This is a genomic window from Gimesia sp. (assembly GCF_040219335.1).
In the GTDB taxonomy this organism is placed as follows: Bacteria; Planctomycetota; Planctomycetia; order Planctomycetales; family Planctomycetaceae; genus Gimesia.
The window spans coordinates 390,583-416,364 of record NZ_JAVJSQ010000015.1; the positions used below are offsets into that span (position 1 = coordinate 390,583).

The window sequence follows — 25,782 nt, forward strand, 5'->3', positions numbered from 1 at the left end:
GAGAGCAGGCCTGTTTTTGTTTTGCAATTGGGTGTCAGTACTTAAGTACCTGTTCTGGCTGGGGTAGGGGAGAAAATGCACGGGATAAGTGTACTAAGTATCACATGAATTGGGGTTTCTTTCTATCTGAACTGTCAAAAAGATGTAGAAACGGTAGTTGACAGTCTAACGAAGGTCGATATACTAGTCTTAGTTGAGACTGAGTCTCATGATCGACATTCCACCAGGTCCAAGCCTGAGATCGGGGTTCCAACCGTTTCCTACCTGAGGAACTCCGGGTTTTTCAAGATCACTATCCACGTAAAAAAAGCGTCTGCCACCATGGATGCGACAGACGCTTGGGTATAAGTGTAAGATGTCTACAGTAACCGGAAGCCAGATCGAGCGTGTGGGAGCCACCCCGGCCCCTGAAGTTGCACCACGCCGCCGTTTTCTCTGCCACTGTCTGAAAGTGACTCCAGATCAGGTCCAGCAGTGTATTACTGAGACCCAGGCAGAGACCGTTCACGAAGTAACCCGCGGTTGTGGTGCTGGAAAAGGCTGCACAGCCTGCCATTGCCGCATTAAGGACTTGCTGGCAGGGCTGTGTGATGACTGTGGACAGTCCAAGCGACGTTGTCTGTGTGCCGCTCAGCCGGTTTAAGCCTGCTATTCGCGAATCTGCTCAGCCAGGTAGTTCTGAATGCCGACCTGTTTGATCAGTTCGAGCTGTGATTCGCACCAGTCGATGCTTTCTTCTGACTCGACGACCATCTGATCCATCAATTCACGGCTGCCGGCGTCTTTTTCCTGTCGGCAGAGTTCGATGGCTTCGTTGTAGGTTGAGACCCCTTTCGTTTCCAGTTCCAGGCTGTTCTGGATCTGTTCTTCAACAGTCTTACCCACGCGAATGACATCGTAGCGGGCGATTTCCGGAACGCCATCCAGATAGAGGATGCGGTCGATGACCTGCTCGGCATGTTTCATTTCTTCGATGGATTCGTCGTAGAAGTGCTTGGCCAGTTTGTCAAAGCCCCAGTCTTTGCACATCTTGGAAGAGATGAAGTACAGGTTGATGGCGGTGAGTTCGATTGTCAGGCCATCGTTTAATGCGTCGATTACTTTCTGGCTACCCTTCATTGGTTCTGCTTTCTCAATCTTTCTTTCCTGCCCCTGCCGAATTCCGGGCCGGAGCAAATGTTGTTGATAATATTTGACTACCGGTAGTATTCGTAATTGGCTCCACTTGTACCAGAGTGAATCTGGCGAAAAATGTCTATTTATATAGATTGAAACGAGATCTCTGACTTCGTGGAGTTCGCAGCGGAGATTTCTGAAACCGGTTCTCAATTACTGCTGTTTTCGGGGGCGAGATTGAGCAGTTCCACTTTTCGGAACTGAACCGGGTGACTTTCCGACTGCAGGGAAATGGTTCCTTTATCCAGCATGATCGGGGCGCCCTGTTCGATCAGCTTCTGGGCATCGGCGTCTTTGGGGTCGAGTTGGGGCTTGGTGTACGAGAGGACGGTTTCCCCGTCAATGACGTGTTCGATGATCTTGTTGCCTTTGACTTCGACATCAACGGTCACCCACTGATCGCCCCGATAGGTTTTGGAAGAGGAGTCGATGCAGTGTGGCATGAAGAGCTTGTTGTCCATGACGACGTTTGTGCCCGGGGTGCAGAGGTTGGCAGTGCTGCGTTTGCCCTTCGGTTTCCCACCCAGCAGCTGGACTTCAATGGAAACCGGAAAACGCTGGTCAAGGGACATGCTTTCGGGGCTCTGGCCGTGGACCATGATGCCGCTGTTGCGAAAGGCCCAGCCTGGCCCGCCTTTGACCTGGTCGCCGATGAAACGATATTCCACGCGGATGATGTAGTGAGAAAAGGTGTCTTTGTAGAAGATGTGACCGAATTTTTCATCGAAGGCATCGTAGTGCTCATAGTCGACGGTGAGTAGCCCGTCCTTTACCCGAAACGTATCTGCATAATTGACGCCTGGTTCATAACCTCGGATTTTGACCGTCCAGCCATCCAGGTTTTTCCCGTTGAACAGGGGGATCCATTTTTCCTGCGGTGCTTTCTCTTCAGCAGAGAGAGTAGCAGGCAGGCAGAGCGTCAGGCAGAGAGACAGACCGGCAATGAGAGCAGATGCGGTTTTCACGGTTTCATTCCTTCAGGCAGTCGGGCGATGGAGTCGGGTTCAAAAGTCAGCAGGTCTCCCTTCGGGGGAGAGGCATTTATTATAGGTGATGATAAGGTAAATAGCACGTTTTGGCATTAAAGAATGCGTGATTTGGATTCGCAGTTTGCAAAGTGTTCAGCCAATAAAAAAACGCCCGTTAAATTAACGGGCGTTTCTTTAATTTACATCAGGCCGGAGGCCTGTGGCTGACCTGGCGGTCGGCCGGCTGATGAGAATCAGCCTTCTTTCTTAGCCTCTTCGCCACCTTCTGGTACTTCTGCACCAGCACCACCGGTGGTGGAACCAGCTTCAGGAGCTTCGCCTGCAGGTGCTTCGCCTGCGGGAGCTTCAGCAGCGGGCTCTTCAGCAGGTGCAGGAGCTTCGGTAGCAGGCTTGCCGCAACCAACGGCCCAGATTGACATGCTGATGGTGGCGGGCACGACGAACAGTCGGCTCAGTTTTGTGAAAGACATTGAGTTGTCCCTTCCGATTTCGTTGTTCAAAAAAAGTGAGTCACTTGCATTCTGTCAATGAAGACATTCTGTCTAGAAACATTAAAAAATGAGCACCCCCAGATTTCAAGCGCCATCGAGAAACTTTAGATCAGTTTTCAATTTGAATAGTGAGAAACTGAGGTTTTTCTCGCTCTGAGAAGCTGGCTTTACTGCAACCGGTTTGCTGGTTATAGCGAAATCGCGGGGCGTTGGCAGGGTTCAGGAGTGTGCTGAGAGGTGTTTGGTGGATTGCCAAATTAATACAAAAAGGTCAAGATTAATATCATTTAATCCATGAAAAACTGGCAAAAATGAGGGAGAAACTGTTTTTCGAATTCTCAAAATTTTTATAAGAAACTTTGATATAACAGTTTGCTAATTTGTTCCGGGTTTGTCACACTAATCTCAGTTCTGAGAATTTGATTCTTATTCAAGTAAGTGTCCAGTTTACTCAGGGCTAATATCCGTTCTTATTTTTGCGTCATAATACGCTGAGCGTATTTTTTTCAGTGCGTCACTATTTTACGAACGTGTTTTCTTGAAGTGGTGATCAATTACGAGTGACAATAAACTCCGTTTTATTGTCGAGAGACTTTTAAGTTAGAGGATGGGCTACATGGCCACTGGAACAATCAAAAAAATTACTGAAAAAGGTTTTGGCTTCATCAACGATGGTCAACAGGATATCTTTTTTCATCTCTCTTCACTGGACGGAATCACGTTCGATCAACTGGTAGAAGGCCAGACTGTTGAATTCGAAAGCGAAAAAAGCGATCGCGGTCTGCGAGCTGTTCGCGTAACAACATCTGAGTAATTCTACTATCAGTTCCACGCTTCCACAGAATTGCGTAGTGCTCCCAGTCCCTGAATCTCTACATCAACCTGGTCTCCAGGTTTGAGATAGACAGGTGGCTTGCGTGCCATGCCAACTCCTGGTGGCGTTCCGGTAAAGATAATATCGCCTGGTTCCAGTGTCATAAACTGAGACAGGAACTGCACAATTTCTTCGATTGTGAAGATAAACTTATCGGTACAGGAATTCTGCATCACCTCTCCATTCAACGTCAGTTTAATGGAGAGGTTGTTTGCATCCTCGATTTCATCCGAGGTGACCAGATAGGGACCGATCGGTGCAAAGGTGTCTGGTGTTTTACCTAACAGCCATTGTCCGCCCGGACGTCCGATCTGCCAGTCGCGTGCGGAGACATCGTGTCCGTTCATGTAGCCGGCGACGTATTCAAGTGCGTTGTCCAGGTTCGCATTGCGACATGTCTTTCCGATGACGACGACCAGTTCGGCTTCGTAGTCTACCTCTTTGGCCACTTCCGGAATACGAATCGGCTGATCGGGACCTGTGACGGAAGTCGTGAATTTACTGAAGCAAACCGGTTCATCGGGAAAGGCCATGCCTGTTTCCTCGGCGTGATCGCGATAGTTCAGGCCGATGCAGATGACTTTCCCCGGTTGTGGAATCGGAGCGCAGAGCCTACCGGTAATCTGTCGGTCGGCCTCCACCGCCTGTTTCGCAGCTTTACAGGCACGTTCGAGCCCATCTTCCAGACTGAGCACGCCCTTTAATGAGGGGGGCAGTGTGTCGTCGAATGCACGCACATCGTAGAAGGTCAACTGACCCTCCTGGTCGGTAACGGAAACAACGGTCGGACCCTGTTCTGTGTGTAAAGTGGCTAACTTCATACCCGAGTACTCCCTTCGACGACTGGTTGTAAAACATCAAAAGCTCTTGTTCAGCAGTCGGAAATCTTATGCTCTTGCGCTGATGAGATGTAGTGAACGTCAGCATCATCTCAAGCAGAAATGTGAAAGTATCCCCGCCGGGTCCGGGTTTTCCAGTTATGGGGTTTAAATATCCGATACGCATGATTTCCATCTCCAGCGGGGATTGCTATGCTGTGAGCAGTGGGTCTGTTCTGCAGAACGGATCAGATCTGACACGCGATTTTGAACTCTTCTTTATCTACAGCGACTGAATATTATGGCCAAAGCGACCTATAAAGATGCCGGCGTTGACCTGGATCTCTATCAGAAAGCCATGTCCTCGATTACTCCCCTTCTGGCAAAAACTCACGTCGCACAGAAATCCAGGGTGATGGAACTCCCCGGTGGTTTCGCGGGGCTCTTTCGTCTGAATAATCCTCAACCCGGTCCCGCTGGTCGGCAGTACGAAGATCCTGTCCTGGTCTCCGGGACCGATGGGGTAGGGACTAAGATCAAAGTTGCGATCCAGGCGGGAATCTACAATACGATCGGCATCGACCTGGTGGCGATGTGTGTTAATGACTGTCTCTGCCTGGGAGCCGAACCCCTGTTTTTCCTCGATTACATCGCGCTCGGAAAAGACGATCCCGAACGGCTGGTCGAATTGATGGAGGGGGTCACCAAGGGATGCGTGCTTTCCAAAGCGGCTCTGCTGGGGGGAGAAACCGCGATCATGCCTGACCTGTACGGTGATGGGGATTTCGATATGGCCGGATTCTGTGTAGGCGTTGTCGAACGCAACCAGGTGCTGGACGGTCAGGCGATTCAATCGGGCGATGTTGTTCTGGGTCTCGAATCGAGCGGCTTCCATTCCAATGGCTTTAGTCTGATCCGTAAGGTCGTATTCGAAATGGCGGGCCTGGATGTCAACGATCAGATTGAGGAGTTGAATCAACGGACGGTCGCCAGTATCCTGCTCGAGCCAACCCGGATCTACGCGGACGCCATTAACACCATCTTCCAGAGTTTTCCTGATAAGATTGTGATCAGCGGCCTGGCCCACATTACCGGGGGCGGACTGGTGGAAAACGTGGAACGAATTCTGCCTCAGAATCGTCGGATCGATCTCAAGCGTTCTGCCTGGGAAGTGCCGGCTGTCTTTGACTGGCTGCAGTCACTGGGGGATATTGACGAAGCCGAAATGTTCCGCGTCTTCAATATGGGAATCGGTCTGGTTGCCATCGTCCGGGCACAACATGCAGAGGCCGTGCAGGAAAAACTGCAGTCACTCCAGATTCCTTCGCACGTTCTGGGGAAAGTTACCCAGGGCGACAAAGAAGTAACTCTGAGCTGATTTTCAAGCTTCAACTTTCCTACCAGACCGCGATCGCTATGCGCGCGTTTCAGGGTACATCTGAGCGGTTACGATCGAGAGCCCCTGTCAGCAGGAGGGCTATGCCGCTTCTTTGGGGTGGTCGCATGTTTAATGGGGGAATCAGGACCCCGACCTTGCGTGTGTGACTCGAATTTTTTTAATGGCTCGCGCAATAGTTTGGTTTCTTTTGTAATTTCCGGAACGCCAGAGGTTCGAAAAGGGATATATGACCAGAGTGTCCAGAAATGGCACTGTGTTCTATGTCAGGGAGCCTCCGATCGCATGATCCGGTCAGTGCCGGTCTCTAGTCTGTTCGCGTTCCCGTCTCCAGGCGGTGTACTCCGCCGTCAGTTGATTGTCTATTGGGGACAATCTTTACTGAGTTCGCTGCACAGGGAAGGCACACATGGAACACCCGATTCCAACCGGTCAGGAACGCACATTTGCAGATCATGAGATTATCGTCAGCAAGACGGATCTCAAGGGACGCATTACTTACGCGAATCAGACCTTTATCGAGATCTCCGGTTACACCGAGGAAGAACTGCTGGGACAGCCTCACAATCTGATCCGTCATCCGGATATGCCGCGCTGTGTGTTCAAGCTGTTGTGGGATACGATTCAGGTGGGTGAGGAGATCTTTGCCTATGTCGTCAATCTTTGTAAGAACGGCGACCATTACTGGGTGCTGGCCCATGTTACTCCTACGTGGAATCTGTCCGGCCAGATCAGTGGCTATCACTCCAGTCGCCGTGTGCCCGAACGCAAGGCTTTGGATAAAGTGATTCCCCTCTACCAATCTTTGAAGCGGATTGAAGGCGCCAGCTCTGACTGGCGAACCGGGATGCAGAATGCAACCGTGGAACTGCTGTCTCAACTGGATGCAGTCGGGATGGAATACGATGAGTATGTCTTTGCCCTATAACTCTTAAGACAGAAGATTGAGACCCCGGAGGGACCCCATGCTGAATCTGGATGCAGCCGCGCAGTCGACTGGAGAAGAACGTTCCACGTCTCCTCTCACGCATGAGGAATATGCGGAACTGGAACATTATCGCCGCTGGGTCAAACAGCTGGCGGATGTCTGTGAATCTGCAGCGGCAGGGAATCTGGAGGTTCGCCTGCTGCATATCGATGCGGACGGTGATCTGGGGCGCGCGCTGGTTTCGGTCAACGGGCTGCTGGATTACACGGACGCGTTTGTACGCGAATCCAAGGCTTCATTGAACGCCGCTGCTCACGGAAAATTCTTCCGCAAGGTGTTGCTCAAAGGAATGCGGGGTACATTCCGTCATGCTTCTGAAGTGATTAACGAGGCGGGCGAAAAGATGAAGTACCAGGCAGAGGAACTGCAACAGTCTGAAACCAGACGTCTGGAGATGGCGGATGAATTCGAGCAGGAAGTACAGGGGATATCAACGATTGTTTCCGCAGCCGCTACACAGCTGCATGCCACGGTTCAGTCTTTGAAATCCGTGACCGAACGGGCGATTCTCGAAACGACTATGGCCGTCGAATCGATCGACCAGACCGCACAGAATGTCGACGTGGTGGCGGATTCGACGGTGCAGTTGAATCAGTCAATCCAGCAGATCGACGACCGGGTCAAACAGTCTACGGAGGTGGTGCAGCAGGCGGTCAATGAGAGCGAGCATGCCCGTGAGTTCATGTCTGGGCTGGTGGAAGCGACGAATGACATCGGTTCCTTTGCCAAGATGATTGCTGATATCGCGAAGCAGACGAATCTGCTGGCATTGAATGCGACAATCGAAGCGGCGCGTGCCGGCGAGGCGGGAGCGGGGTTTGCGGTAGTGGCTTCTGAAGTAAAAAACCTGGCACAGGATACCGCGCGGGCCACCAATCATATTACCGAGCACATTCGTCAGATCCAGGACGTGGTGCATGACGCGGTGACGAATATTGCGACCGTGAGCAGTACGATCCGTAAAGTAGACGAGATCAGCGAATCGATTTCGACGTCGATTTCCGAACAAAGCCAGGCGATTGCGACGATTCATCAAAACGTCAAAGACGCCGCTGGCAAAACGGTTTCGACATCGGAGACCGTCAAGCGTGTTTCCTCCACGGCTTCGGAGACCTTTCTCTCCACGAGTGACCTGGTCAATGCTGCCAACGATATTGCCCGACAGTCTGAGAGTCTGAATGCGGCCGTCAACCAGTTCCTGATGACGATCCGATCGAAATAAAAACGGCTCAGAGTTTGAGGTGGATCTGGTTCTTCTCCAGATGCCGGACAATCAGCCATGTGATCCAGAAGAAGAGCAGGAAACTGCCCCAGGCGTACCACCAGGGAGCGTCTTTTGTGGCGAAGGGCTTGATGGATTCCATGACCAGGTCGTGCAGGATGTAGGCGGCCAGTGCGTTGGTTCCCAGCGTGCGGAACAGGGGAATATTCAGGTTGCCTCGATCACAGGCGAGGTGAAACAACAGGTAGACGAACAGTGACAGTCCCGCTGAGAAGACGAGGTACGAAAGCGTTCCCGCCCGTTGGCTCATCATCCAGTAGTTCCATTTTCGCTGATCCTGCTCCGGCGGTTTGACAAACGGAGGTTCCGCCAGATAAGCGGAGAACGGCTCTCCCTCTTTGGCTTTGAATTGCGCTTCCGTAGGAATGACCGGATGGATGGCCAGTTTCAGATCCTGGTTGCCAGCCATGGATTGATCTATTGCGGGCACATCATAGAGACGGGTCCCACAGGAAATGATCCAGCCTGAAAGCATCAACGCACACGACCAGAACAGGATGGGCTTGATGCGGGGCAGTCCTTCTGCTTCCACGACCCAGTCGCAGGCGAGCGTGCCGATGATGGCGGGGATAGTCCAGGTCAGAAAGCCCAGCGGTCCGCCGTCGATGCCGTTGGGGGGCGAGTTGACCCAGGTGAAATAAAAGTAGTACGAGAGCACCACATGCGCGGCAGCGGAAAAGAGCATATAGGCGATGCGCACGGAGGCGCGGGCGCGGATCACGGGGGTGATCCAGAGCGAGGTGACGGCGATGTGCATCAGCGTCTGGAACCAGTTACGTTTGAGTGGATCGGCAATGGCGCCCCAGACGCCGATTGACTGCAGTTCGCTCCAGCTTTTCGCGACCGGTGAGACGCGGTAGATGATCAGCGAGACCAGCACCAGACCCAGCAGACGTCTGACTACCCGCAGGTAAGCCGAGACGGCCCCCTGGGTCTGTATCCGTCTGCCGAAGGTCAATCGATAGGCAAAGCCGACCGCGAACAGGAAGTGGGGCATGATCGTGTCGGCGTAGCTGCAATAGGTATTGTGATGCTTGAGCACGACCGGGCAGAGGATGAAGAAGCCCATGTAGTTCACAAGGAACATGCCCGCTACGGTGTAGCCCCGGAACTGGTCGAGGGAGACGATGCGTTTCCGGTTTTTGTCAGCGGTCGCAGCCGGGGCGGTGTCTGTCATGCTGTTTTATCAATTCGTCGAGATTAAGGAAAAAGCAAGTGTGCTAAGTATTAATCTCTACTAATATACGGTTTGCTGGACGAATTGAAACAGGATAGTTCTGAATTTGCTGAACCCTCAACAGATATTAATACCCAGCACTTCGGTGAGAAAGATCAACCAGATGACGAACCAGGCTACAAAATTCGCTCCCGCCTGAATGATGGCACTGACCAGGCCCAGGATCAGATCGGTAACTCGGTTCCCGATGAGATGCAGATGGAAGTTTCCGATCAATAACAGGACCGCCCCCACGAACATGATGACCCACGCCGGTCCGACCATCAAAAGGTCCATTCCATGTGGGGTGATGTTGAAAACCTGTTTGACGAGGTACGCCAGGAACATGATGAGAAATTCTCCGCCCCAGAAGATGGTGTAAGCCAGCAGATGGAACCGTTTAAAGCGGGATGCTTGAGATTGTTGCATCGGAGTGACCTCTCGTCTGAATGTGGAAATTGGAGGGACGGTGCGGCAGTAATACGATCGGCTCTCTGATTCAGGCGGGAGAAGCAGCGAAAGATCACGCGTGGATCTGATATTTTTTGAGAATGCAGTTCAACGCGTCTGTTTTTGTTCGCGGCGGAACTGGCCGGGGGTGGTGCCGGTCTGTTTTTTGAAGGCGACGTTCAGATATTCGGAGTGGCGAAAGCCGGTGCGGCTGGCGATTTCGATCAGCGGGAGTTCGGTTTCTTCGAGCAGCTGTTTCACGCGATCGAGGCGGATGCGCATGATCTCTTCGTGCGGTGAGCGGCCGATGACTTTCTGGAAGCGGCTTTCGAGAACCCGCCGGGAGAGGGGAACCGACTTTAAGACGTCCTGCACGTTGATGCCTTCGCAGGCCTGCTGGCGGATGAAGCGGACGGCGTCGGAGATCAGTTTGTCGTCGATGGCCTGAATATCGGTGGACTGACGCGTGGCAATTCCCAGAGGCTTGATGAGATGGGCGTCTGAGGAGACCGGTTCGCCGGCGATCATACGATCAAGCAGGGCGGCTGCTTCGTAGCCGGTGAGGCGCGTGTTGGGGATCACGCTGGAGAGGGGGGGCTCGGAGAGGTTACAGAGAATTTCGTCATTGTCCACGCCGATGATGGCGACTTCTTCGGGGACAGAGACGTTGATGGTACGGCAGACATCGAGCAGTTGTTGCGCTTTAATGTCGTAACAGGCCATGATGCCGACCGGCTTGGGGAGTTGCAGGATCCAGTCAGCCAGGCGTTGCTGTTCGGCTTCCCAGGGGGGCGCCTGTTTGCGACCGGCGGTCTGCGGATAGGAGTGACAGGTAAAGCCGGCGTCCTGGATGACGTTCTGGAAATGATCTTCCCGCCAGCGGGACCAGTTGAAGCGATGATCGCCACAGAAGGCGTAGTGCTCGAAGCCGCGTTCGATGAGGTGTTGCGCGGCCAGAGAGGCGATGGCGCGGTCATCGGTTTCTACCCAGGGGAGCGAGGGGGCCAGACGGGCGGCACTCACATCGACAGCCGGGACGCCGGAGTTCACGACGGCTTCGGCGGTCTTCGTGTTTTCAATTCGCGCGATGATGCCGTCGCCGTGCCAGCTGTTGAGCCAGTTGACGGGGACATTGCCTCGACCATGCTCGGGGAGGTAGATCGACCAGGAGTGGTGCTCGTGAATGTAAGCCATGATGCCGCGTAAGAGTCCGCGGGCATAGGAGTTGGATGATTCGATGAGCAGGGCGATTGAGGGGCGTGATTTCATAGAGCCGGTTTCGGGCGGAATTGAGGGCGACGTAAATGTAATATTCTTAAAGGGATTCCGTGACAGCTCGTCTGGCAAACGGTCTCAAACCCCTGATAGCATGGATGAGGGCAGCTTTGTTGTGCGGTGAAATATCTCAATTTATTATGCGCAAGTTTACATGGTACTCGTTCAGGGGGCATTTACAATAAAGAAAATGGGCCGGGTTCCCCTGATGAGGTAACCGGATCAAACAGAGAGTCTCTCCTGCAGCGTAGAAGGAATGCCATGAGTGAGAAACAGATGAATGTCGCGATTGTCGGTCTGGGATTTGGTGCTGAGTTCATTCCCATTTACCAGGCGCATCCGAATGCCAACATGTATGCGATCTGTCAGCGATCAGAAGATCATCTGAACGAGATCGGCGATACGTTCGGGATCGAGAAACGTTATACCTCTTACGATGAGCTGCTGGCGGATCCTGATGTGGATGCCGTCCATATTAACACGCCGATTCCCGATCATGCTCCGCAGTCGATTAAAGCGTTGAAGGCAGGGAAGCATGTGGCGTGTACGGTGCCGATGGCGACGACGGTGGCGGAGTGCGAAGAAATCGTCAAGACGGTCAAAGAGACCGGACTGAAATACATGATGATGGAGACGGTGGTTTACAGCCGCGAGTTTCTCTTCATCAAGGAGATGTATGACAAAGGGGAGCTGGGCAAGATTCAGTACATGCAGGCCAGTCACCCGCAGGACATGGAAGGCTGGCCCGAGTACTGGGAGCGGATGATCCCGATGCATTATGCAACGCACGTGGTGAGTCCGGTGCTGGGGATGGTCAACGGTCGGGCTGAGTATGTGAGCTGCTTTGGTTCCGGGACCGTGAACGACGACATCGCGGAAAAGTCGGGTAACAAATTCGCTGTGGAGACATGTCACATCAAGATCAAGGATTCCGATATCGCGGCTCACATCTGGCGGTTCCTGTTTGATACCGCGCGGCAGTACCGGGAATCGGTAGACGTGTATGGCACGAAAAAATCATTTGAGTGGCCTTTGATCGAAGGGGAGAACCCGGTGCTGCACACTGCGAAGAAGCCGGAACCCGAAATTCCCGAGCGTGTGGAAGTGCCCGATTACGCACATCTGCTGCCGCCTGAAATTCAGAAATTCACCCGGGCGATTCACGACGCGGATCATCTCTCGTTCCTGCAGGGGGCCGGGCACGGCGGTTCGCATCCGCATCTGGTGAATGCGTTCCTGAAGTCACTGGTGGAAGACAGTGATCCCTGGCCGAACGCCCCGCTGTCTGCGAACTGGACCAGTGTGGGCATCCTGGCGCATGAGTCTGCCGTGGCAGGGGGCGAAATTCGCAAGCTGCCCGAGTTCACACTGGAATAACTGGCGTACGTCACTGTTAGCATTTGATATATCGACATCATTCACATAGATATTCGAGGGGACCGTTATGGCTCGTTACTCCCTGTTCCTGTTATCGCTGATTCTGGCGGCACCGCTGGCTGCTGCAGAGGAGTTCACGCTCCACCAGTTTGACCGTCTGCAACTGGGTGATAAGTTCTATGCAGAAGGGGCGACCTTCGGCGATCTGAACCGGGACGGTCACCAGGATCTGATTTCCGGACCGTACTGGTACGCGGGGCCAGACTTCAAAACGAAGCACGAGTACTATCCGGTCAAGGAATGGAGCATCAACGGCTATTCCGACAACTTCTTTGCGTTTGTGAATGATGTCAACAAGGATGAGTGGCCCGACATCGTGATCATCGGGTTCCCCGGTAAGGAAGCTTACTGGTATGCGAATCCGCAGAAACAGTCGGGGCACTGGAAGCGGTACCTGGCGCATCCGGTGGTCGATAACGAGTCGCCCACCTATACCGACCTGACGGGAGATGGAGAGCCAGAGCTGGTATTCCACACGGGGGGACAGCTTGGCTATGCGGGGCCGGGGAAAGATCCGACGAAGCCCTGGAGCTTTCATGCGGTCTCGCCCAATCTGAAGTACGGTCGCTTTACGCACGGGCTGGGTGTGGGCGATGTGAATGGTGACGGAAAGCAGGACATCCTCGAGAAGAACGGCTGGTGGGAACAGCCGGCTGATCTGCAGAAAGCCGGTTTCTGGACACGGCACCCATTTAAGTTTACTGGTGCGGGCGGTTCTCAGATGTATGCCTACGACGTGGATGGCGACGGGGACCAGGATGTAATCACCAGTAAGGCGGCCCACGCGTATGGTCTCTCCTGGTTTGAGAACGTCAAGAAAGATGGCGAGATTACGTTCGTCGAGCATCCGATCATGGGGAGCAAGCCGGAAGAGAACAAGTATGGCGTAGTCTTCTCACAGCTGCACGCCGTCGATCTGGTGGATATGGATGGCGACGGCATCAAGGATATTGTAACCGGGAAACGATTCTGGGCGCATCAGGGGCATGATCCGGGGGCGAAAGAACCACCGGTCAATTACTGGTTCAAAATTGTGCGGACGCCAAACGGTGTGGATTTTCTGCCTTACCAGATCAATGACAAGTCGGGAGTGGGAACCCAGGTGGTCGCCGGCGATGTGACGGGGAACAAGCTCCCGGATCTGGTGGTGGGGAATAAGTCGGGTACGTATCTGCTGAAGCATAAAAAAGTGAAAGTAGACGAGGCAACCTGGAAAAAAGCACAGCCGAAAAAGTATGTGCCCAAGAAAGTCTCGGTGAAGAATGAACTCAAGCCGGGCGAGCATTTCGCTACGAACGCAGACGGGCGACGGTTGAATCTCGATTTTGAGACCGGTGATCTGAAAGACTGGGTTGCGGAGGGAGAGGCATTCCGTTCGCAGCCGGTCAAAGGTGATACGGTCAAAGCCCGCCGTCGAGATATGGTGAGCAATCACCAGGGGCAGTACTGGGTGGGTACCTATGAGGTGCTGGAAGATGTGCCCGTGGGGACGCTGTCTTCGGCTTCGATTAAAGTGACACATCCTTATGCCACGTTTTATGTCGGAGGCGGGAGTCACGATTCGACGCGGGTCGAAATTGTAGACCGGACGACAAACAAGGTGATCGCGAAAGCCAGTGGTCGCAACAATGAGCGTATGCACCAGGAGTTGGTGGATCTGACGAAATACCAGGGGAAAGAGATCTTCATTCGACTGGTGGACCAGCATAAGGGCGGTTGGGGGCATATCAACTTCGATCATTTCCGCTTCCACGACAAAAAGCCCGCACAACTGGAAGTGGCGGACAGTGGAGCCCCCGCGCAGGAGCATACACAAAAGTATGACGGTCTGCCTGGTAAGAAGGCGGCGGAAGTGATGTCGGTACCGGACGGGTTTTCGGTCTCGCTGGTTGCTGCCGAACCCGATGTGCAGCAGCCGATCGCGATGACGATTGACGATCGCGGGCGTTTGTGGGTCGCGGAATCGTATGCCTATCCCAGCAAGCAGCCGGAAGGAAAAGGGAAAGATCGAATTCTGATTTTCGAAGACAAAGATGCCGACGGCAAATTTGAGACGCGAAAGATCTTTCAGGAGAAGCTGAACCTGGTGAGCGGTCTGGAAGTCGGCTTTGGCGGCGTGTGGGTGGGGCAGGCGCCCTACCTGCTGTTCATTCCCGATAAGGATGGCGACGATAAGCCAGACGGAGAACCAGAGATTCTGCTGGACGGCTGGCATTACGAGGATACACACGAAACGTTGAACTCGTTCATCTGGGGGCCGGACGGCTGGCTCTACGGCTGCCATGGTGTGTTTACGCATTCCCGGGTGGGAAAGCCGGGCACGCCCAATGATCAGCGAAAGCCGATCAATGCCGGGATCTGGCGGTATCATCCGACGCGGCACGAATTCGAAGTCTTTGCGCACGGGACGAGTAACCCGTGGGGTGTGGACTTCAACGATCAGGGGCAGTGCTTTCTGACCTGCTGTGTGATTCCGCACCTGTTTCATATCGTGCAGAACGCGCGTTATCGCAGACAGGCAGGGCAGCATTTCAATCCTTACACTTACGACGACATTAAAACGATTGCGAAACACCGGCACTGGACCGGCGGACAATGGAACCAGTCGGACCGGGTCGCTTCCGACCGGGTAGGCGGGGGACACGCGCATGCCGGGGCGATGATCTACCTGGGAGGCAGCTGGCCGAAGAAGTATCGCAATCAGTTGTTCATGAACAACATTCATGGTGCCCGTTTAAATCAGGATCAGCTGGCCCGCGAAGGGTCGGGGTATATTGGCGATTTTGCTCCCGATTTCCTGTATGCGAACGATCGTTCCTCACAGATTCTGTATCTGCGGTACGGTCCGGACGGGCAGGTCTATTTCATTGACTGGTACGACACGAACCAGTGCCATCATCGTGAATTTCAGAAGCACGACCGTTCGAACGGGCGTATTTTCCGCGTGGCTTATAACAATGCGAAGCCGGTCAAAGTTGATCTGCAAAAACTGACGAGTGCCGAGCTGGTCAAGCTGCAATTGCACGAGAACGACTGGTACGTGCGGCAGTCCCGACGTGTTCTGCAGGAGCGGGGAGCCGACCCGGAAGTGCACGCACAACTGGCGGAGATTGCCTTCGGTAATGACGACGTGACACGTCGCCTGCGTGGGTTGTGGGCTCTGCATGTGACGGGGGGACTTTCGGAAGCGAAAGTGATGCAAGCTTTACAAGACCCGAGCGAATTTATGCGGGGCTGGGCGATTCAGCTGGCGCTGGAAACGGGCGTGCCGTCAAAGCAGTTGTTGAAAACAATGGAAACACTGGCGAAGCAGGATCCTTCACCGGTGGTGCGTCTCTACCTGGGTTCGGCGGCCAACCGGCTGCCACTGGATCAGCGGGCGGGAATTCTCAAAGGTCTGGTGAGTCACGCGGAAGATCAGCACGATCATAATCTGCCGTTGCTCTACTGGTATGCCCTGGAGCCGCTGGCACCGCATGACATGCAGCAGGCCTATGCCCTGGCGAAAGATGCGAAGATACCGCTGATCGAGTCGTACACGTTGCGGCGGATTGCGGATATCGGAACGGAAGAGGCGGTCGCTTTTCTGGTGGAACAGCTGGGAGAAGCGCAGACTGCGGATGAGCAGAAAGTGTTTCTGGATTCGATTAACAGCGCATTGCGGGGACGACGCCAGTTTCCGATGCCGGCGCCATGGAAGAGAGTGGGTAAACGGCTGATGGCGAGTCAGGATCCGGTGGTGAAGTCACGTTCGCTGTCGCTGGCGGTGACCTTTGGTGACCCGGCGGCGATGCAGGAGTTACGGGAAATCGTCGCAGACCAGAAGAACGATCTGGCGGGACGGAAGTCAGCCCTGGATAGTCTGCTGGGAGTCCGCGATCCGCAACTGGTGCCGATTCTGATTCCATTGCTGGACCAGAAGGGAATCCGCCGCGAAGCGCTGCGGGGGCTGGCCGGTTACCCCGATGCGGCGATCGCGACGGCGATACTGGAGCGGTATCCGCAGTACGATTTGAATGAAAAGCGGGACGCGTTGAATACACTGGCAAGTCGTTTGAATTTCGCGGAGCAGCTGGTGACTGCGGTCGAAGCGGGCGAAGTGCCTTCCAAAGATCTGTCTGCGGAAATCATTCGTCAGCTGGGGAATCTCAAAGATAAAGAACTGAATGCCAGGATCGGTAAGGTATGGGGCGTTGTCCGCGAATCGGCAGCGGATAAGAAGAAGCTGATCGCCAGCTATAAGAATATGATCGAGCGACCGCATCCGACGCCGGACATAAACCTGGGACGGGCGATTTTTGCGAAGACCTGCCAACAGTGCCATAAGCTGTTTGGAACAGGGGCCAGCATTGGTCCGGAACTGACCGGTTCAAACCGGGCCAACCTCGATTATCTGCTGTCGAACGTGGTCGATCCGAGTGCCGTGATGGCAAAGGATTATCAGCCGGCCGTGATTATCACGGAATCAGGGCGGATTATTACCGGGATCATCAAGAAGGAAGATAAGAACGCGGTGACGGTCGCGACGGCGAACGAGACGGTGATCATCCCCCGTGACGAAATCGACGAAATGAGCCTGAGTGACAAGTCGATGATGCCCGATAATCTGTGGAAACAGCTGAGCCGGGTGGAGGTGCGTTCGCTGGTCAAATATCTGGCGAGCCCCGGACAGGTGCCGATGAAGGCGACGCCGGAGAATCTGAAGCAGTTCTTTAACGGTCAGGATCTGACCGGCTGGACGGGCGACAGTCAGCTCTGGTTCGTGGAAAACGGTGAGATTGTAGGCCGTTCGCCGGGGATCAAGCGGAATGAGTTCCTGGTGAGTGACATGCTGGTCGGTGATTTCGAACTGAAGGTCAAAGTGAGGCTGACCCCGAATGCAGGGAACAGCGGGATTCAGTTCCGCAGCAGTCTGCAGCCGGGAGGCCATGTCAAAGGGTACCAGGCCGACGTTGGTGCTGGCTGGTGGGGCAAGCTGTATGAAGAACATGGCCGGGGCCTGCTGTTTAAGGAATCCGGCGAGCAGCATGTCCGTGAAGGGGAGTGGAATGAATACCGGGTGGTTGCTGTCGGTCCGCGGATTCGGACTTACATCAACGGTAAATTGTGCACGGATCTGAATGACCCCCAGGGAGCCAAGTCCGGCATTCTGGCGTTCCAGATTCATTCCGGTGGGCCGATGGAGGTCCGCTTTAAGGATCTGGAATTGCGACTGGATCCTCCCCGGGATTAAAGAAAGCTTGACGACAGGCTGGTCGCTCAGCGAGTGGTCCAGCCTGTGTGTTCACTCAAAAAAGCCGCACTCCCGCAGGTAAACCACACTCTGCTTGACGCGGTTGTGGTGTTCTTCCAGCGTCAGCTCCGGTTCCCCTGCGATGCCTTCGATTTCCAGACTGTAGGGGCCATTGAAGTTGTTGTCTTCGAGGATGTAGCGGATCTTCAAGAAGTCGACGCCTCCCGCTTCGCCCAGAGCGGTAAAATTCCAGTCCTTGAATTTGCAGTAGGAATCCTTGAGGTGCACGTGTTTGACCCAGGTGACGACCTCGTGCAGGGACTCCAGGACATTCGCGTGCTCGTTGTAGTAATTGATGTTGCCGGTGTCGAAGTTGAGTCGCAGGTTAGGGTGATCCAGATCCTGCATGGTGCGGAGCATCCCGGCTGCGTTGACGCAGATGCCGGGGTGCGTTTCAAAGCAGTAGGTGATGCCCTGTGCTCCCGCGTAATCGCCGATCTCGCGGAGATGCTGGTAGAGGGTGTCGCGATCCGATTCCTGTTCGATTTCTCCCGCGCCGCCTACGACGAGTCGGACGCCCAGCTGATGAGCGAGGTCGAGCTTTCGTTTCGTCTTCGTGACGACTTCCGGATCGAGGGGATTGCCGGTGGTGATGTTGCAGCTCGAGAGTTTGACATGGTGTTGTTTCAACAGATCTTTGACGTGCGCGATCTCCTCAGCGGTGGAGGCTTCCGTGAGCAGCGGCGTCTCTTTGAAAAACGAGGGGACGCCGTGGTTTTTGATGTTGAGTTCGAGGTGATCGATTCCGGCATCGCGGATGTGTTCGATCGCGGCGACGGGACCAAAGCGACCATAGGAGTTGGTCAGGCAGGAAACGAGGGCGGCCATGCATTCGACTTTCTATATCAGTGATCAGCGAACCGTTATTGCAGTACTGCTTTCAGCATGTTACTTTGACTTCAGATGAAATTCAAAGCTACTAGCCTAAAGTCCTGGAGCGGAGCTCGCTTGGCACAGGCACGGATGGAGTTCTCGGATGTCTGAGGTTCAGGAATTACTCAATACCGCGTTGACGCATCACAATGCAGGGCAACTGGATCAGGCAGAAGCTGTCTACCAGCAGTTGCTGGAACAGGATCCCCGTCACTGGGAGCCCCGCTACTACCTGGGAACACTGCAACTGCAGCGGGGGCAACTCGATCTGAGTATTCAGAGCTTCCTGAAGGTGATTCAGCTCAATCCGGAACTCCCGGACGCCCATAATAACCTGGGTGTGGCCTATCATGCGATGGGTAAATGGCAGGAGGCCGGTCAGTCTTTTGAACACGCACTGCGTCTGAATCCCCATTATGAACGGGCCTATTATAACCTGGGCAGCCTGTTTGAGAGCCGCGGGCTGTTGGACGAGGCGGCTAAATGTTTCCGGAAATCATACGAAAACAGCGGTAGCCCCGAGACCTATGAGAAACTGGCCGACCTGTTAAAAGTGGCACGCCGTTTTGCGGAAGCGGAAGTGATCTACCGGGAACTGTTAGAGCAGACACCCGGGGATTTCAATCGCTCCATGAAGCTGGCCTATGTGCTGGTGCTGCAGCGTCATTACCCCGAGGCGGTGGAACTCTATGAGGCGATGCTGGAGTCTCACCCCGGTCATTACCAGATTCTGGTGAGCCTGAGTTACGTGCTGGAATGCATGGGGAATATCTCGGCGGCGATCCAGACTGCGGAGCGTTCCATTGAGGCGGCCTCCGATCAGCCCGAGGGATATAACAACCTGGGGAACGCGTTGCGGCTGGCGCATCGCTTCGATGAATCCTGTGTGAACTTTGAGAAAGCATTAGAACTGCAGCCTCATTTTCCGATTGCGGAATTCAATCTGGCGACCACCCGCATGCTGACAGGCGATTTGCAGGCTGGCTGGGAGGGGTATGAACGTCGGTCCGAGATCGATGCATCAACGCGAATGAGTTATCCTGGACCCGCTTGGCAGGGAGAACCGCTGGAAGGGAAATCGATCTGCCTGTGGTGCGAACAGGGCTTCGGCGACACTTTGATGTTTATTCGTTTTGCCAGCGAATTAAAACGTCGCGGGGCAGGACGGGTACTGGTACTCATTCAGCCGGAACTGGCTGGTCTGTTAAAGAGCGTTGAGGAGATTGATGAACTGCTGGTTCCCGGAGATCCGGTTGTCGAATGTGACTATCAGTGCTCCCTGTTGAGTGTGCCTCGTTTTCTGGAAACCAGCCTGGAGACGATTCCCGGCGAGGTGCCTCTCTTTCAACCTGCCGCGGATCGGACGGCACACTGGGGCGAAGTGCTCTCAGCGTTGGAAGGCAAAAAAGTGGGTTTGAACTGGAGCGGGAATCTGCAGTTTCCCCGGGATGAATTCCGCTCGATTCCACTGGAGCAGCTCTCGCCTCTGCTGGATGTGACTGGCGTACAGTTTGTGAGCGTGCAGCAGGTGAATGGCTTAGACCAGCTGGCGTCATTTGAAGCGGCCGGAAAACTCTGGCAACCAGGTCCGGAGTACCAGGCGGAGGTTGGCGATTTCACTGAAGCGGCTGCTTTGATGAAAAATCTGGATCTGATGATTACCACCGATACGGCCTGTGCCCATCTGGCGGGAGGTCTGGGTGTACCGGTCTGGATTCTGGTCTCGCGTCTTCCTGAGTGGCGCTGGTTGCTGGATCGGAGTGACAGTCCCTGGTATCCGACGGCGCGTCTCTTTCGGCAGGCGGAACTGGGCGAATGGGGGCCCGTGGTTGAGGACGTGAAAGCGGTACTTGGACAAAAGTCCAGTCAAGAGGCTTCCTGATTTCCAGTGAAAATGCAAAATGAGTGATCCGCCTCATCTCGTCTGGGATGAACGTTTTCTCACGTCGTAACCTCATATGCGACTGGCGTCTTTGCCGATTAGAGAAGCAGGCGTCTCAAGTCCGGTTATGCGGCCTGGACCCGATTGCAGGGAAAACAGAGGCTTTCGGGCTGTGTTGTTCTGCTGGAACAATTTGACCAGAAATTCTTTGCAGGCTAGATTTCTGGTATCTCTCTCCCTGAAACCCCGTCAGGCATGTTTCAACGAATGCAATTCTCCCGACATGACTGAAATCAATTCAAAATATTCCGGGCCGTACAGCTCTGGAGTCCTTTCTGATACGTTTAGCGATGAGTAAATCAATGCGAGATATGATCAAGGTGCCTGCGAGAGAACCTGTCTCATCCCCTCAGATCGAGGATGCGATCCGTGAACTCAGTCCGGACAAGCGAACGGCGTTTCTGCAGGAGACTCAGAAGTTTCCCTGTCTGCGACGGATTCCCGAGTTGAACAAGCTGGCGGATTCGATTGTCGCCAGCTGGAACCTGGAACCGTTTTCCTTGAGCAGTCGCCGATGGCATCGGATTCCCTGCGAGCGTCAGATCGGTCTGGCCTTCTTCGACCCGAAGACCAAATCGCTGAGTTCGGAACTGACCATCGTCGAGTGCCGGAATCTCTCGATCGAAGGCATCTCCTTCTTTCACGATATGCCGATTCTGTCACGCGAGGTCGCGATCACATTCGACGTGGAACAGACAGAGCGGGAGTTTATCGTGGTCAGTCTGGCCTGGAGTCGATTTTCTAAAGCGCATCTGTTCCAGAGTGGTGGGCGATTTCTGTACCAGATCGGCATGGATGCGAGTCTGTCTGAGACAGGCTGAGCTTCAATTCCACTGCGCCAGTTCGGCATGCACTTTCTGCAGTATGAGCTGGAGGTCATCCTGTTCGGATTCGGGACAGCTTTTGAGGCAGTTTTCCAGTAGTTCGACGGAGAGGCCGAGTTTCTGCGTTTTGAAACTGAGTGCAGCCAGCTCCTTCTTATGTGTACTGGAGAGTGGGTGCAAGGCACACAGTCGTCGCTGCACATTCCAGGCACGTGCGAAATCCTGACGCTCTTCATGAATGCGTTTCAGGTTCATCAGCATACGAATGATGATTTCCCGATGGGTAGCCGGCTGTAACAGGCGTTTTAAAACACTCCGGGGGAATTCTCCGAGTTCGCCCAGTCGGTTCAGACATTCTTCCTCGCTGTAGATCGTCCCTTTCGAGTAGGGATCGATAAACAGGGGGCCATCCTGTGCATCGTAGCGAACCAGGAACTGCAGCGGGGCGGCGACACCGTGAATGTCGATGCCCAGTTCTTTGCCGACTGCCATGTAAATCAGGGAGAGCGAAATCGGCAGTCCCTGGCGGCTTTCGATGACGTGATTCAGGTAGCTGCCTTCCGCCTGATGATAGCAGATGGTATCTCCCCCCAGTCCGTGCTGACCGGCTAGGCACTGGACAAGGCATTGCACCAGTGCGCGGTCATCTTCCGCGAGGGCGACGCGGCCCGAAAGTTCGCAGGCGCGCTGGCGGACCCAGATCAGAACGTGTTCAAAGACGAGGTCTGGTTGATCATCGCGGGCCAGCTCGAGTGCGGCTTTAGTGAGATCAATCTGCTTGTCGTGGTGCAGGAGCCGGGAAAATTCGGGATCCTGTTTGAACTGAAATATTTGCTTAAGGTCCATCAGAGACGAACTTTGTCAGGAGGAACGGGCAGGATTCGGGAAAGAGTCAGTTGCAGACGGGGAGGACATCTGCCGTGGAACTTATTTTTAACCGATGATCGCGGCTTCGATCAATGCCACTTTTTTGCTTCAGCGAAAAACGGGGATGGTTTGTAAAAAAGACAAGCTCCCGGGGACGGAGTCGGTCTCCCGGGCTGATCAGTCAAAATAACAGACATACAGCGTCCTGCTTTGATTGACGCTCGCGGGGCGAGTCGACACAATGAGCAGGACCCTGTAACTGATTCCCTGATTTGTGAGAAAAGTCTGAGATACAATGCAATTTTTGCCTGTGGAAGAGCAACTGGCTATTATCGGCCGTGGTGTGGAGAAGATCGTTCCCGAACAGGAACTGGCAGAAAAACTGAAATGGAGCCGCGAGACCGGCACGCCTTTACGGATTAAATACGGAATCGATCCGACAGGGATTGACCTCCATTTAGGTCACACGGTGCCGATGCGGAAGATGCGTCAGTTTCAGGAGTTGGGACACCAGGCGGTGATCATCATCGGAAATTACACGGCGCTGGTAGGGGATCCCTCCGGGCGTGATGAAACCCGGGCCCGTCTGACAGCCGAGCAGGTCGAAACGAACGCCACTGATTACTTGAACCAGGTGGGGAAGGTGATCGACCTGGACAATGCCGAAGTCGTCCGGAACGGGGACTGGTTCAGCAAGATGAACTTCGCGGACATCTTGGAACTGTGCAGCAAAGTGACAGTGGCCCAGTTGCTGACGCGCGACGACTTTTCGAAGCGTTATAAGGAAGAGGCGGCGATTTATCTGCACGAGTGCCTGTATCCGATTATGCAGGCCTGGGATTCAGTCGAGATTAAAGCAGACGTCGAGTTGGGAGGAACGGAGCAGCTGTATTCGTTCATGCTGGCGCGGGACCTGCAGAAAGACCAGGGACTCCGACAACAGGTCAGCGTGATGTCGCCGATTCTGGTGGGCACCGATGGCGTGCGTCGAATGGGGAAAAGCCTGGGGAACTACATCGGGATCAGCGAAGCCCCGTATGAGATGATGAAAAAATTCATGCAGCTCTCAGACGACAGCATGCAGATGTTCTTTGAGCTGCTGACAGATTTCCCGCTGGATGAAGTAAAGACGATTCTGGAGGGGCATCCCAAGGAAGCCAAGGTCAAGCTGGCTAAAACCATTATCACCGAATACCACGACGCGGCTGCAGCAGATGATGCCGCCGAACGCTGGCAGCGGGAGATTGGCTCTGGCGGAATGCCTTCCGATATTCCCGTAGTACAGATTTCGAAATCCGATCTGAACGAGGACGGAACTCTGGCGGCAGCGAACCTGCTGAAGGTGACCGGCCTGTGTGGTTCAACCAGCGATGCTCGACGTTCGATCCAGCAGGGAGGTGCCAAAATGGGGGCCGAGAAGGACCGGATTGAATCACATGATCAGGCGATTCCCGTGGAGTCGGGTCTGCTGTTATGGGTGGGCAAGAAACGATTCTGCCAGGTGGATCTGGTCGATTAAGTCAAGGCACTTTGTATTCTCTGTGCGTTTCTATTTGCAATCAGGGGAAATGATTCCGCGCGGATTGCATTCATGAGGAATACTTCGTAAAACGTGGTATTAACGATCGCGCAGTAGAATCGTGCTTCACCGTAGCGGGTGAAGTATTACATATTTCAAAAGAAACACAGAAAGCAACAGTTATGGCAACAGGATTTGGAATTGTCGGCTGTGGCATGATTTCGAATTTTCATGCAAAGGCGCTCGAAGAGATTCGGGGTGCCAAGCTGGTCGCCTGTTATGATCAGTTTCCAGCATCAGCTGACAAGTTTGCAGAAGCGAATGGTTGCACAGCCTATCATGAGCTGGATGAGATGCTGGCCGATCCGGAAGTGGACGTCGTCACCATCTGCACCCCCAGTGGAGCCCACATGGATCCGGCGGTCGCTGCGGCAAATGCCGGCAAGCACGTCGTTGTGGAAAAGCCGCTGGAAATCACTCTGAAACGGTGTGATGCGATCATCGACGCCTGTAAGAAAAACAAAGTTCAACTGGCGACGATCATGCCGTCCCGCTTTGGCGCTGCCAATGTGGAATTGAAGAAGGCCATCGAAAAAGGCCGCTTCGGCAAGCTGACCCTGGGCGATACCTACGTCAAATGGTGGCGGACACAGGAATATTATGACAGCGGCGGATGGCGCGGTACCTGGAAACTGGACGGCGGCGGCGCTTACATGAATCAGGCGATTCATAACGTCGACCTGTTGTTCTGGTTCATGGGTGAAGTAGCAGATGTGAACGGGATGACCGGCACCCTGGCTCACGAGCGGATCGAAGTTGAAGATACCGGCGTGGCTACCATTCGCTTCAAGAATGGTGCCCTGGGTGTGATCGAAGCGACCACCAGTGTTTATCCCGGTCTGCTCAAGAAGACGGAAATCTCGGGTACCGAGGGAACCGTGATCATTGAGCAGGACGACGTACTGCACTGGGAGTTCTCCAAAGAACAGGCCCGTGATGCGAAGATCCGTGAGGAGCTGGGTAAGTCGACCGGTAACACCGGCGGTGCCAGCGATCCTTCGGCGATCTCTTACGCCGGGCATATGGAACAGTTGAAAGACTTCATCAAGTCAATCAAGACCGGCAAAAAGCCACTGGTAGACGGTAACGATGGTCGTAAGAGTGTCGAAATCATTCTGGCGATCTATCAGTCTTCCTGGACCGGCAAACAGGTTTCACTGCCTCTGAAGCGGGATCCCCGGATTCCGAAGAACAAGTAAATCTGGAACGGATGCCAATTAAAGCAGGACGGGTTAAGGAGAGCCCGTCCTGCTTTTTTTACGGACTGTGTGTGATTCAGTCAGCAGCGGTCTCAGCTGTCTGTTGGCGGTAGATGCGGATGAGCATCATGAAGCAGAGGAAGTCGTAGACGGTGTGTGTGGTGATCGGGATCAGCAGGTTCTGAGGCGTGAAGAGGATCAGCAGCAGGCTGAGGTAGACGCCCATCAGCGATGCGACGATGACATAGACGCGGGTGACCGAGTGTAGAATGCCGAAAAGCAGATTGGTGAAGATGATGGCATAGATCACACCAAACTGGTTGGACCAGGATTGCAGAACCCCGCGAAAGAGCAGTTCTTCTCCCAGGCCGATGAAGATGCAGAGGATGAACACTTCCAGCACAGACGCCTTGTCAATGCGGGGGCCGATTTCGTCGAGCAGAAACTGATTGATCTTATGAAATGCCTGGAAGGGGAGTTTCATCGTGAGCAGAAAGAATCCGAACATAGGCAGCGCAGCGAGCGTGCCGATGATGAGTGCCGACCAGCTCCAGTTCAGATTCGCCAGCGGGTTGATATCCAGAGCCCAGCCAAATCCGAAAGCAGCGAGGATGATGCCGATGGAGAACAGGGAGCCGCCCAGAATTAAAAGTTGCTGATCCTGGGGTGGATTGTCATCCAGTTCTTGTTCGTCGTCCGGGTTCGACATCGGGCAGGGGTTCACTCTCTAAGTTCAAGGATAATGGGATTATAGCGGTGCCGGGGGGGAATCCAACTCCCGAAATGCTATCCAGGATTGCCAGGTTTTCCTGT

The 25,782-nt window shown here is 54.0% G+C and carries 21 protein-coding genes; 11 read left to right on the plus strand and 10 right to left on the minus strand.

Annotated features, from left to right (window positions below; translation table 11 throughout):
- Positions 1-355 precede the first annotated feature (355 nt).
- A complete protein-coding gene (locus RID21_RS14300; RefSeq protein WP_187781996.1) occupies positions 356-643 on the plus strand; it encodes a (2Fe-2S)-binding protein in 288 nt (95 codons plus the stop codon).
- A 5-nt stretch (positions 644-648) separates the two neighbouring features.
- Here RID21_RS14300 and bfr read toward each other — a convergent pair whose 3' ends face one another.
- From bfr to RID21_RS14315, 3 genes are all read right to left on the minus strand, one after another.
- Positions 649-1,119 (minus strand): bacterioferritin, encoded by a 471-nt coding sequence (gene bfr / locus RID21_RS14305; protein WP_145180556.1) that lies wholly within the window; start codon positions 1,117-1,119, stop codon positions 649-651.
- Positions 1,120-1,325: 206 nt separating this feature from the next.
- Positions 1,326-2,141 carry a 3-keto-disaccharide hydrolase gene (locus RID21_RS14310; protein ID WP_502892615.1) on the minus strand — a complete coding sequence of 272 codons (816 nt, stop codon included), beginning with the start codon at positions 2,139-2,141 and terminating at the stop codon, positions 1,326-1,328.
- 257 nt (positions 2,142-2,398) lie between these two features.
- Complete coding sequence (locus tag RID21_RS14315) at positions 2,399-2,635, minus strand: hypothetical protein (protein ID WP_145036299.1); 237 nt, start codon at positions 2,633-2,635, stop codon at positions 2,399-2,401.
- Between the two features lie 637 nt (positions 2,636-3,272).
- On the opposite strand from RID21_RS14315, the gene RID21_RS14320 reads away from it, so the two are divergent.
- Positions 3,273-3,470 carry a cold-shock protein gene (locus RID21_RS14320; protein ID WP_145036301.1) on the plus strand — a complete coding sequence of 66 codons (198 nt, stop codon included), beginning with the start codon at positions 3,273-3,275 and terminating at the stop codon, positions 3,468-3,470.
- A gap of 8 nt (positions 3,471-3,478) precedes the next feature.
- Here the strand turns inward: RID21_RS14320 and RID21_RS14325 are convergent, their stop codons facing one another.
- Positions 3,479-4,351 carry a fumarylacetoacetate hydrolase family protein gene (locus tag RID21_RS14325; RefSeq protein WP_350189910.1) on the minus strand — a complete coding sequence of 291 codons (873 nt, stop codon included), beginning with the start codon at positions 4,349-4,351 and terminating at the stop codon, positions 3,479-3,481.
- A gap of 298 nt (positions 4,352-4,649) precedes the next feature.
- Here RID21_RS14325 and purM point away from each other — a divergent pair, with 298 nt between their 5' ends.
- The 3 genes from purM to RID21_RS14340 all read left to right on the plus strand — a co-directional run bounded on the left by purM (position 4,650) and on the right by RID21_RS14340 (position 7,954).
- Positions 4,650-5,726 carry a phosphoribosylformylglycinamidine cyclo-ligase gene (gene purM / locus RID21_RS14330; protein WP_350189912.1) on the plus strand — a complete coding sequence of 359 codons (1,077 nt, stop codon included), beginning with the start codon at positions 4,650-4,652 and terminating at the stop codon, positions 5,724-5,726.
- A gap of 427 nt (positions 5,727-6,153) precedes the next feature.
- The gene (locus RID21_RS14335; protein ID WP_350189914.1) at positions 6,154-6,672 is read left to right on the plus strand and encodes a PAS domain-containing protein; all 519 of its coding nucleotides are present in this window, start codon (positions 6,154-6,156) and stop codon (positions 6,670-6,672) included.
- A 37-nt stretch (positions 6,673-6,709) separates the two neighbouring features.
- Positions 6,710-7,954: a methyl-accepting chemotaxis protein gene (locus tag RID21_RS14340; RefSeq protein WP_350189916.1), complete on the plus strand. Its 1,245-nt coding sequence runs from the start codon at positions 6,710-6,712 to the stop codon at positions 7,952-7,954.
- Between the two features lie 7 nt (positions 7,955-7,961).
- On the opposite strand, the gene RID21_RS14345 is transcribed toward RID21_RS14340, so the two are convergent.
- The 3 genes from RID21_RS14345 to RID21_RS14355 form a co-directional block, all read right to left on the minus strand.
- Positions 7,962-9,191, minus strand: a complete 1,230-nt coding sequence (locus RID21_RS14345) for a hypothetical protein (protein ID WP_350189918.1) — start codon at positions 9,189-9,191, stop codon at positions 7,962-7,964.
- Between the two features lie 117 nt (positions 9,192-9,308).
- Entirely contained in the window at positions 9,309-9,659 is a 351-nt protein-coding gene (locus tag RID21_RS14350; protein WP_350189920.1) for a hypothetical protein, read from the minus strand.
- Positions 9,660-9,788: 129 nt separating this feature from the next.
- Positions 9,789-10,949, minus strand: a complete 1,161-nt coding sequence (locus tag RID21_RS14355; protein ID WP_350189922.1) for a XylR family transcriptional regulator — start codon at positions 10,947-10,949, stop codon at positions 9,789-9,791.
- A gap of 267 nt (positions 10,950-11,216) precedes the next feature.
- Between RID21_RS14355 and RID21_RS14360 the strand changes: the two genes are divergently transcribed.
- Positions 11,217-12,332, plus strand: a complete 1,116-nt coding sequence (locus RID21_RS14360; protein ID WP_350189924.1) for a Gfo/Idh/MocA family protein — start codon at positions 11,217-11,219, stop codon at positions 12,330-12,332.
- A 67-nt stretch (positions 12,333-12,399) separates the two neighbouring features.
- The gene (locus RID21_RS14365; protein WP_350189926.1) at positions 12,400-17,625 is read left to right on the plus strand and encodes a PVC-type heme-binding CxxCH protein; all 5,226 of its coding nucleotides are present in this window, start codon (positions 12,400-12,402) and stop codon (positions 17,623-17,625) included.
- Between the two features lie 51 nt (positions 17,626-17,676).
- Here RID21_RS14365 and RID21_RS14370 read toward each other — a convergent pair whose 3' ends face one another.
- Positions 17,677-18,513, minus strand: a complete 837-nt coding sequence (locus tag RID21_RS14370) for a sugar phosphate isomerase/epimerase family protein (protein WP_350189928.1) — start codon at positions 18,511-18,513, stop codon at positions 17,677-17,679.
- 148 nt (positions 18,514-18,661) lie between these two features.
- On the opposite strand from RID21_RS14370, the gene RID21_RS14375 reads away from it, so the two are divergent.
- Together RID21_RS14375 and RID21_RS14380 are read left to right on the plus strand one after the other, a co-directional pair.
- The gene (locus RID21_RS14375) at positions 18,662-20,440 is read left to right on the plus strand and encodes a tetratricopeptide repeat protein (RefSeq protein ID WP_350189930.1); all 1,779 of its coding nucleotides are present in this window, start codon (positions 18,662-18,664) and stop codon (positions 20,438-20,440) included.
- Positions 20,441-20,802: 362 nt separating this feature from the next.
- A complete protein-coding gene (locus RID21_RS14380; RefSeq protein ID WP_350189932.1) occupies positions 20,803-21,321 on the plus strand; it encodes a hypothetical protein in 519 nt (172 codons plus the stop codon).
- A gap of 3 nt (positions 21,322-21,324) precedes the next feature.
- Here RID21_RS14380 and RID21_RS14385 read toward each other — a convergent pair whose 3' ends face one another.
- Positions 21,325-22,170 carry a SirB1 family protein gene (locus RID21_RS14385; protein WP_350189934.1) on the minus strand — a complete coding sequence of 282 codons (846 nt, stop codon included), beginning with the start codon at positions 22,168-22,170 and terminating at the stop codon, positions 21,325-21,327.
- Positions 22,171-22,486: 316 nt separating this feature from the next.
- On the opposite strand from RID21_RS14385, the gene tyrS reads away from it, so the two are divergent.
- Both tyrS and RID21_RS14395 read left to right on the plus strand, forming a co-directional pair.
- Positions 22,487-23,710: a tyrosine--tRNA ligase gene (gene tyrS, locus RID21_RS14390; RefSeq protein WP_350189936.1), complete on the plus strand. Its 1,224-nt coding sequence runs from the start codon at positions 22,487-22,489 to the stop codon at positions 23,708-23,710.
- Positions 23,711-23,892: 182 nt separating this feature from the next.
- Complete coding sequence (locus tag RID21_RS14395) at positions 23,893-24,969, plus strand: Gfo/Idh/MocA family protein (protein ID WP_145036334.1); 1,077 nt, start codon at positions 23,893-23,895, stop codon at positions 24,967-24,969.
- A 76-nt stretch (positions 24,970-25,045) separates the two neighbouring features.
- On the opposite strand, the gene RID21_RS14400 is transcribed toward RID21_RS14395, so the two are convergent.
- Entirely contained in the window at positions 25,046-25,678 is a 633-nt protein-coding gene (locus RID21_RS14400; RefSeq protein WP_350189938.1) for a CPBP family intramembrane glutamic endopeptidase, read from the minus strand.
- Positions 25,679-25,782: the final 104 nt, after the last annotated feature.

What these genes read in the sequence shown, in the direction of transcription:
- RID21_RS14300 (WP_187781996.1), top strand. Translation starts at nt 356, where the DNA reads ATGTCTACAGTAACCGGAAGCCAGATCGAGCGTGTGGGAGCCACCCCG.
- bfr (WP_145180556.1), bottom strand. Translation starts at nt 1,119, where the DNA reads ATGAAGGGTAGCCAGAAAGTAATCGACGCATTAAACGATGGCCTGACA.
- RID21_RS14315 (WP_145036299.1), bottom strand. Translation starts at nt 2,635, where the DNA reads ATGTCTTTCACAAAACTGAGCCGACTGTTCGTCGTGCCCGCCACCATC.
- RID21_RS14320 (WP_145036301.1), top strand. Translation starts at nt 3,273, where the DNA reads ATGGCCACTGGAACAATCAAAAAAATTACTGAAAAAGGTTTTGGCTTC.
- RID21_RS14325 (WP_350189910.1), bottom strand. Translation starts at nt 4,351, where the DNA reads ATGAAGTTAGCCACTTTACACACAGAACAGGGTCCGACCGTTGTTTCC.
- purM (WP_350189912.1), top strand. Translation starts at nt 4,650, where the DNA reads ATGGCCAAAGCGACCTATAAAGATGCCGGCGTTGACCTGGATCTCTAT.
- RID21_RS14335 (WP_350189914.1), top strand. Translation starts at nt 6,154, where the DNA reads ATGGAACACCCGATTCCAACCGGTCAGGAACGCACATTTGCAGATCAT.
- RID21_RS14340 (WP_350189916.1), top strand. Translation starts at nt 6,710, where the DNA reads ATGCTGAATCTGGATGCAGCCGCGCAGTCGACTGGAGAAGAACGTTCC.
- RID21_RS14345 (WP_350189918.1), bottom strand. Translation starts at nt 9,191, where the DNA reads ATGACAGACACCGCCCCGGCTGCGACCGCTGACAAAAACCGGAAACGC.
- RID21_RS14350 (WP_350189920.1), bottom strand. Translation starts at nt 9,659, where the DNA reads ATGCAACAATCTCAAGCATCCCGCTTTAAACGGTTCCATCTGCTGGCT.
- RID21_RS14355 (WP_350189922.1), bottom strand. Translation starts at nt 10,949, where the DNA reads ATGAAATCACGCCCCTCAATCGCCCTGCTCATCGAATCATCCAACTCC.
- RID21_RS14360 (WP_350189924.1), top strand. Translation starts at nt 11,217, where the DNA reads ATGAGTGAGAAACAGATGAATGTCGCGATTGTCGGTCTGGGATTTGGT.
- RID21_RS14365 (WP_350189926.1), top strand. Translation starts at nt 12,400, where the DNA reads ATGGCTCGTTACTCCCTGTTCCTGTTATCGCTGATTCTGGCGGCACCG.
- RID21_RS14370 (WP_350189928.1), bottom strand. Translation starts at nt 18,513, where the DNA reads ATGGCCGCCCTCGTTTCCTGCCTGACCAACTCCTATGGTCGCTTTGGT.
- RID21_RS14375 (WP_350189930.1), top strand. Translation starts at nt 18,662, where the DNA reads ATGTCTGAGGTTCAGGAATTACTCAATACCGCGTTGACGCATCACAAT.
- RID21_RS14380 (WP_350189932.1), top strand. Translation starts at nt 20,803, where the DNA reads ATGCGAGATATGATCAAGGTGCCTGCGAGAGAACCTGTCTCATCCCCT.
- RID21_RS14385 (WP_350189934.1), bottom strand. Translation starts at nt 22,170, where the DNA reads ATGGACCTTAAGCAAATATTTCAGTTCAAACAGGATCCCGAATTTTCC.
- tyrS (WP_350189936.1), top strand. Translation starts at nt 22,487, where the DNA reads ATGCAATTTTTGCCTGTGGAAGAGCAACTGGCTATTATCGGCCGTGGT.
- RID21_RS14395 (WP_145036334.1), top strand. Translation starts at nt 23,893, where the DNA reads ATGGCAACAGGATTTGGAATTGTCGGCTGTGGCATGATTTCGAATTTT.
- RID21_RS14400 (WP_350189938.1), bottom strand. Translation starts at nt 25,678, where the DNA reads ATGTCGAACCCGGACGACGAACAAGAACTGGATGACAATCCACCCCAG.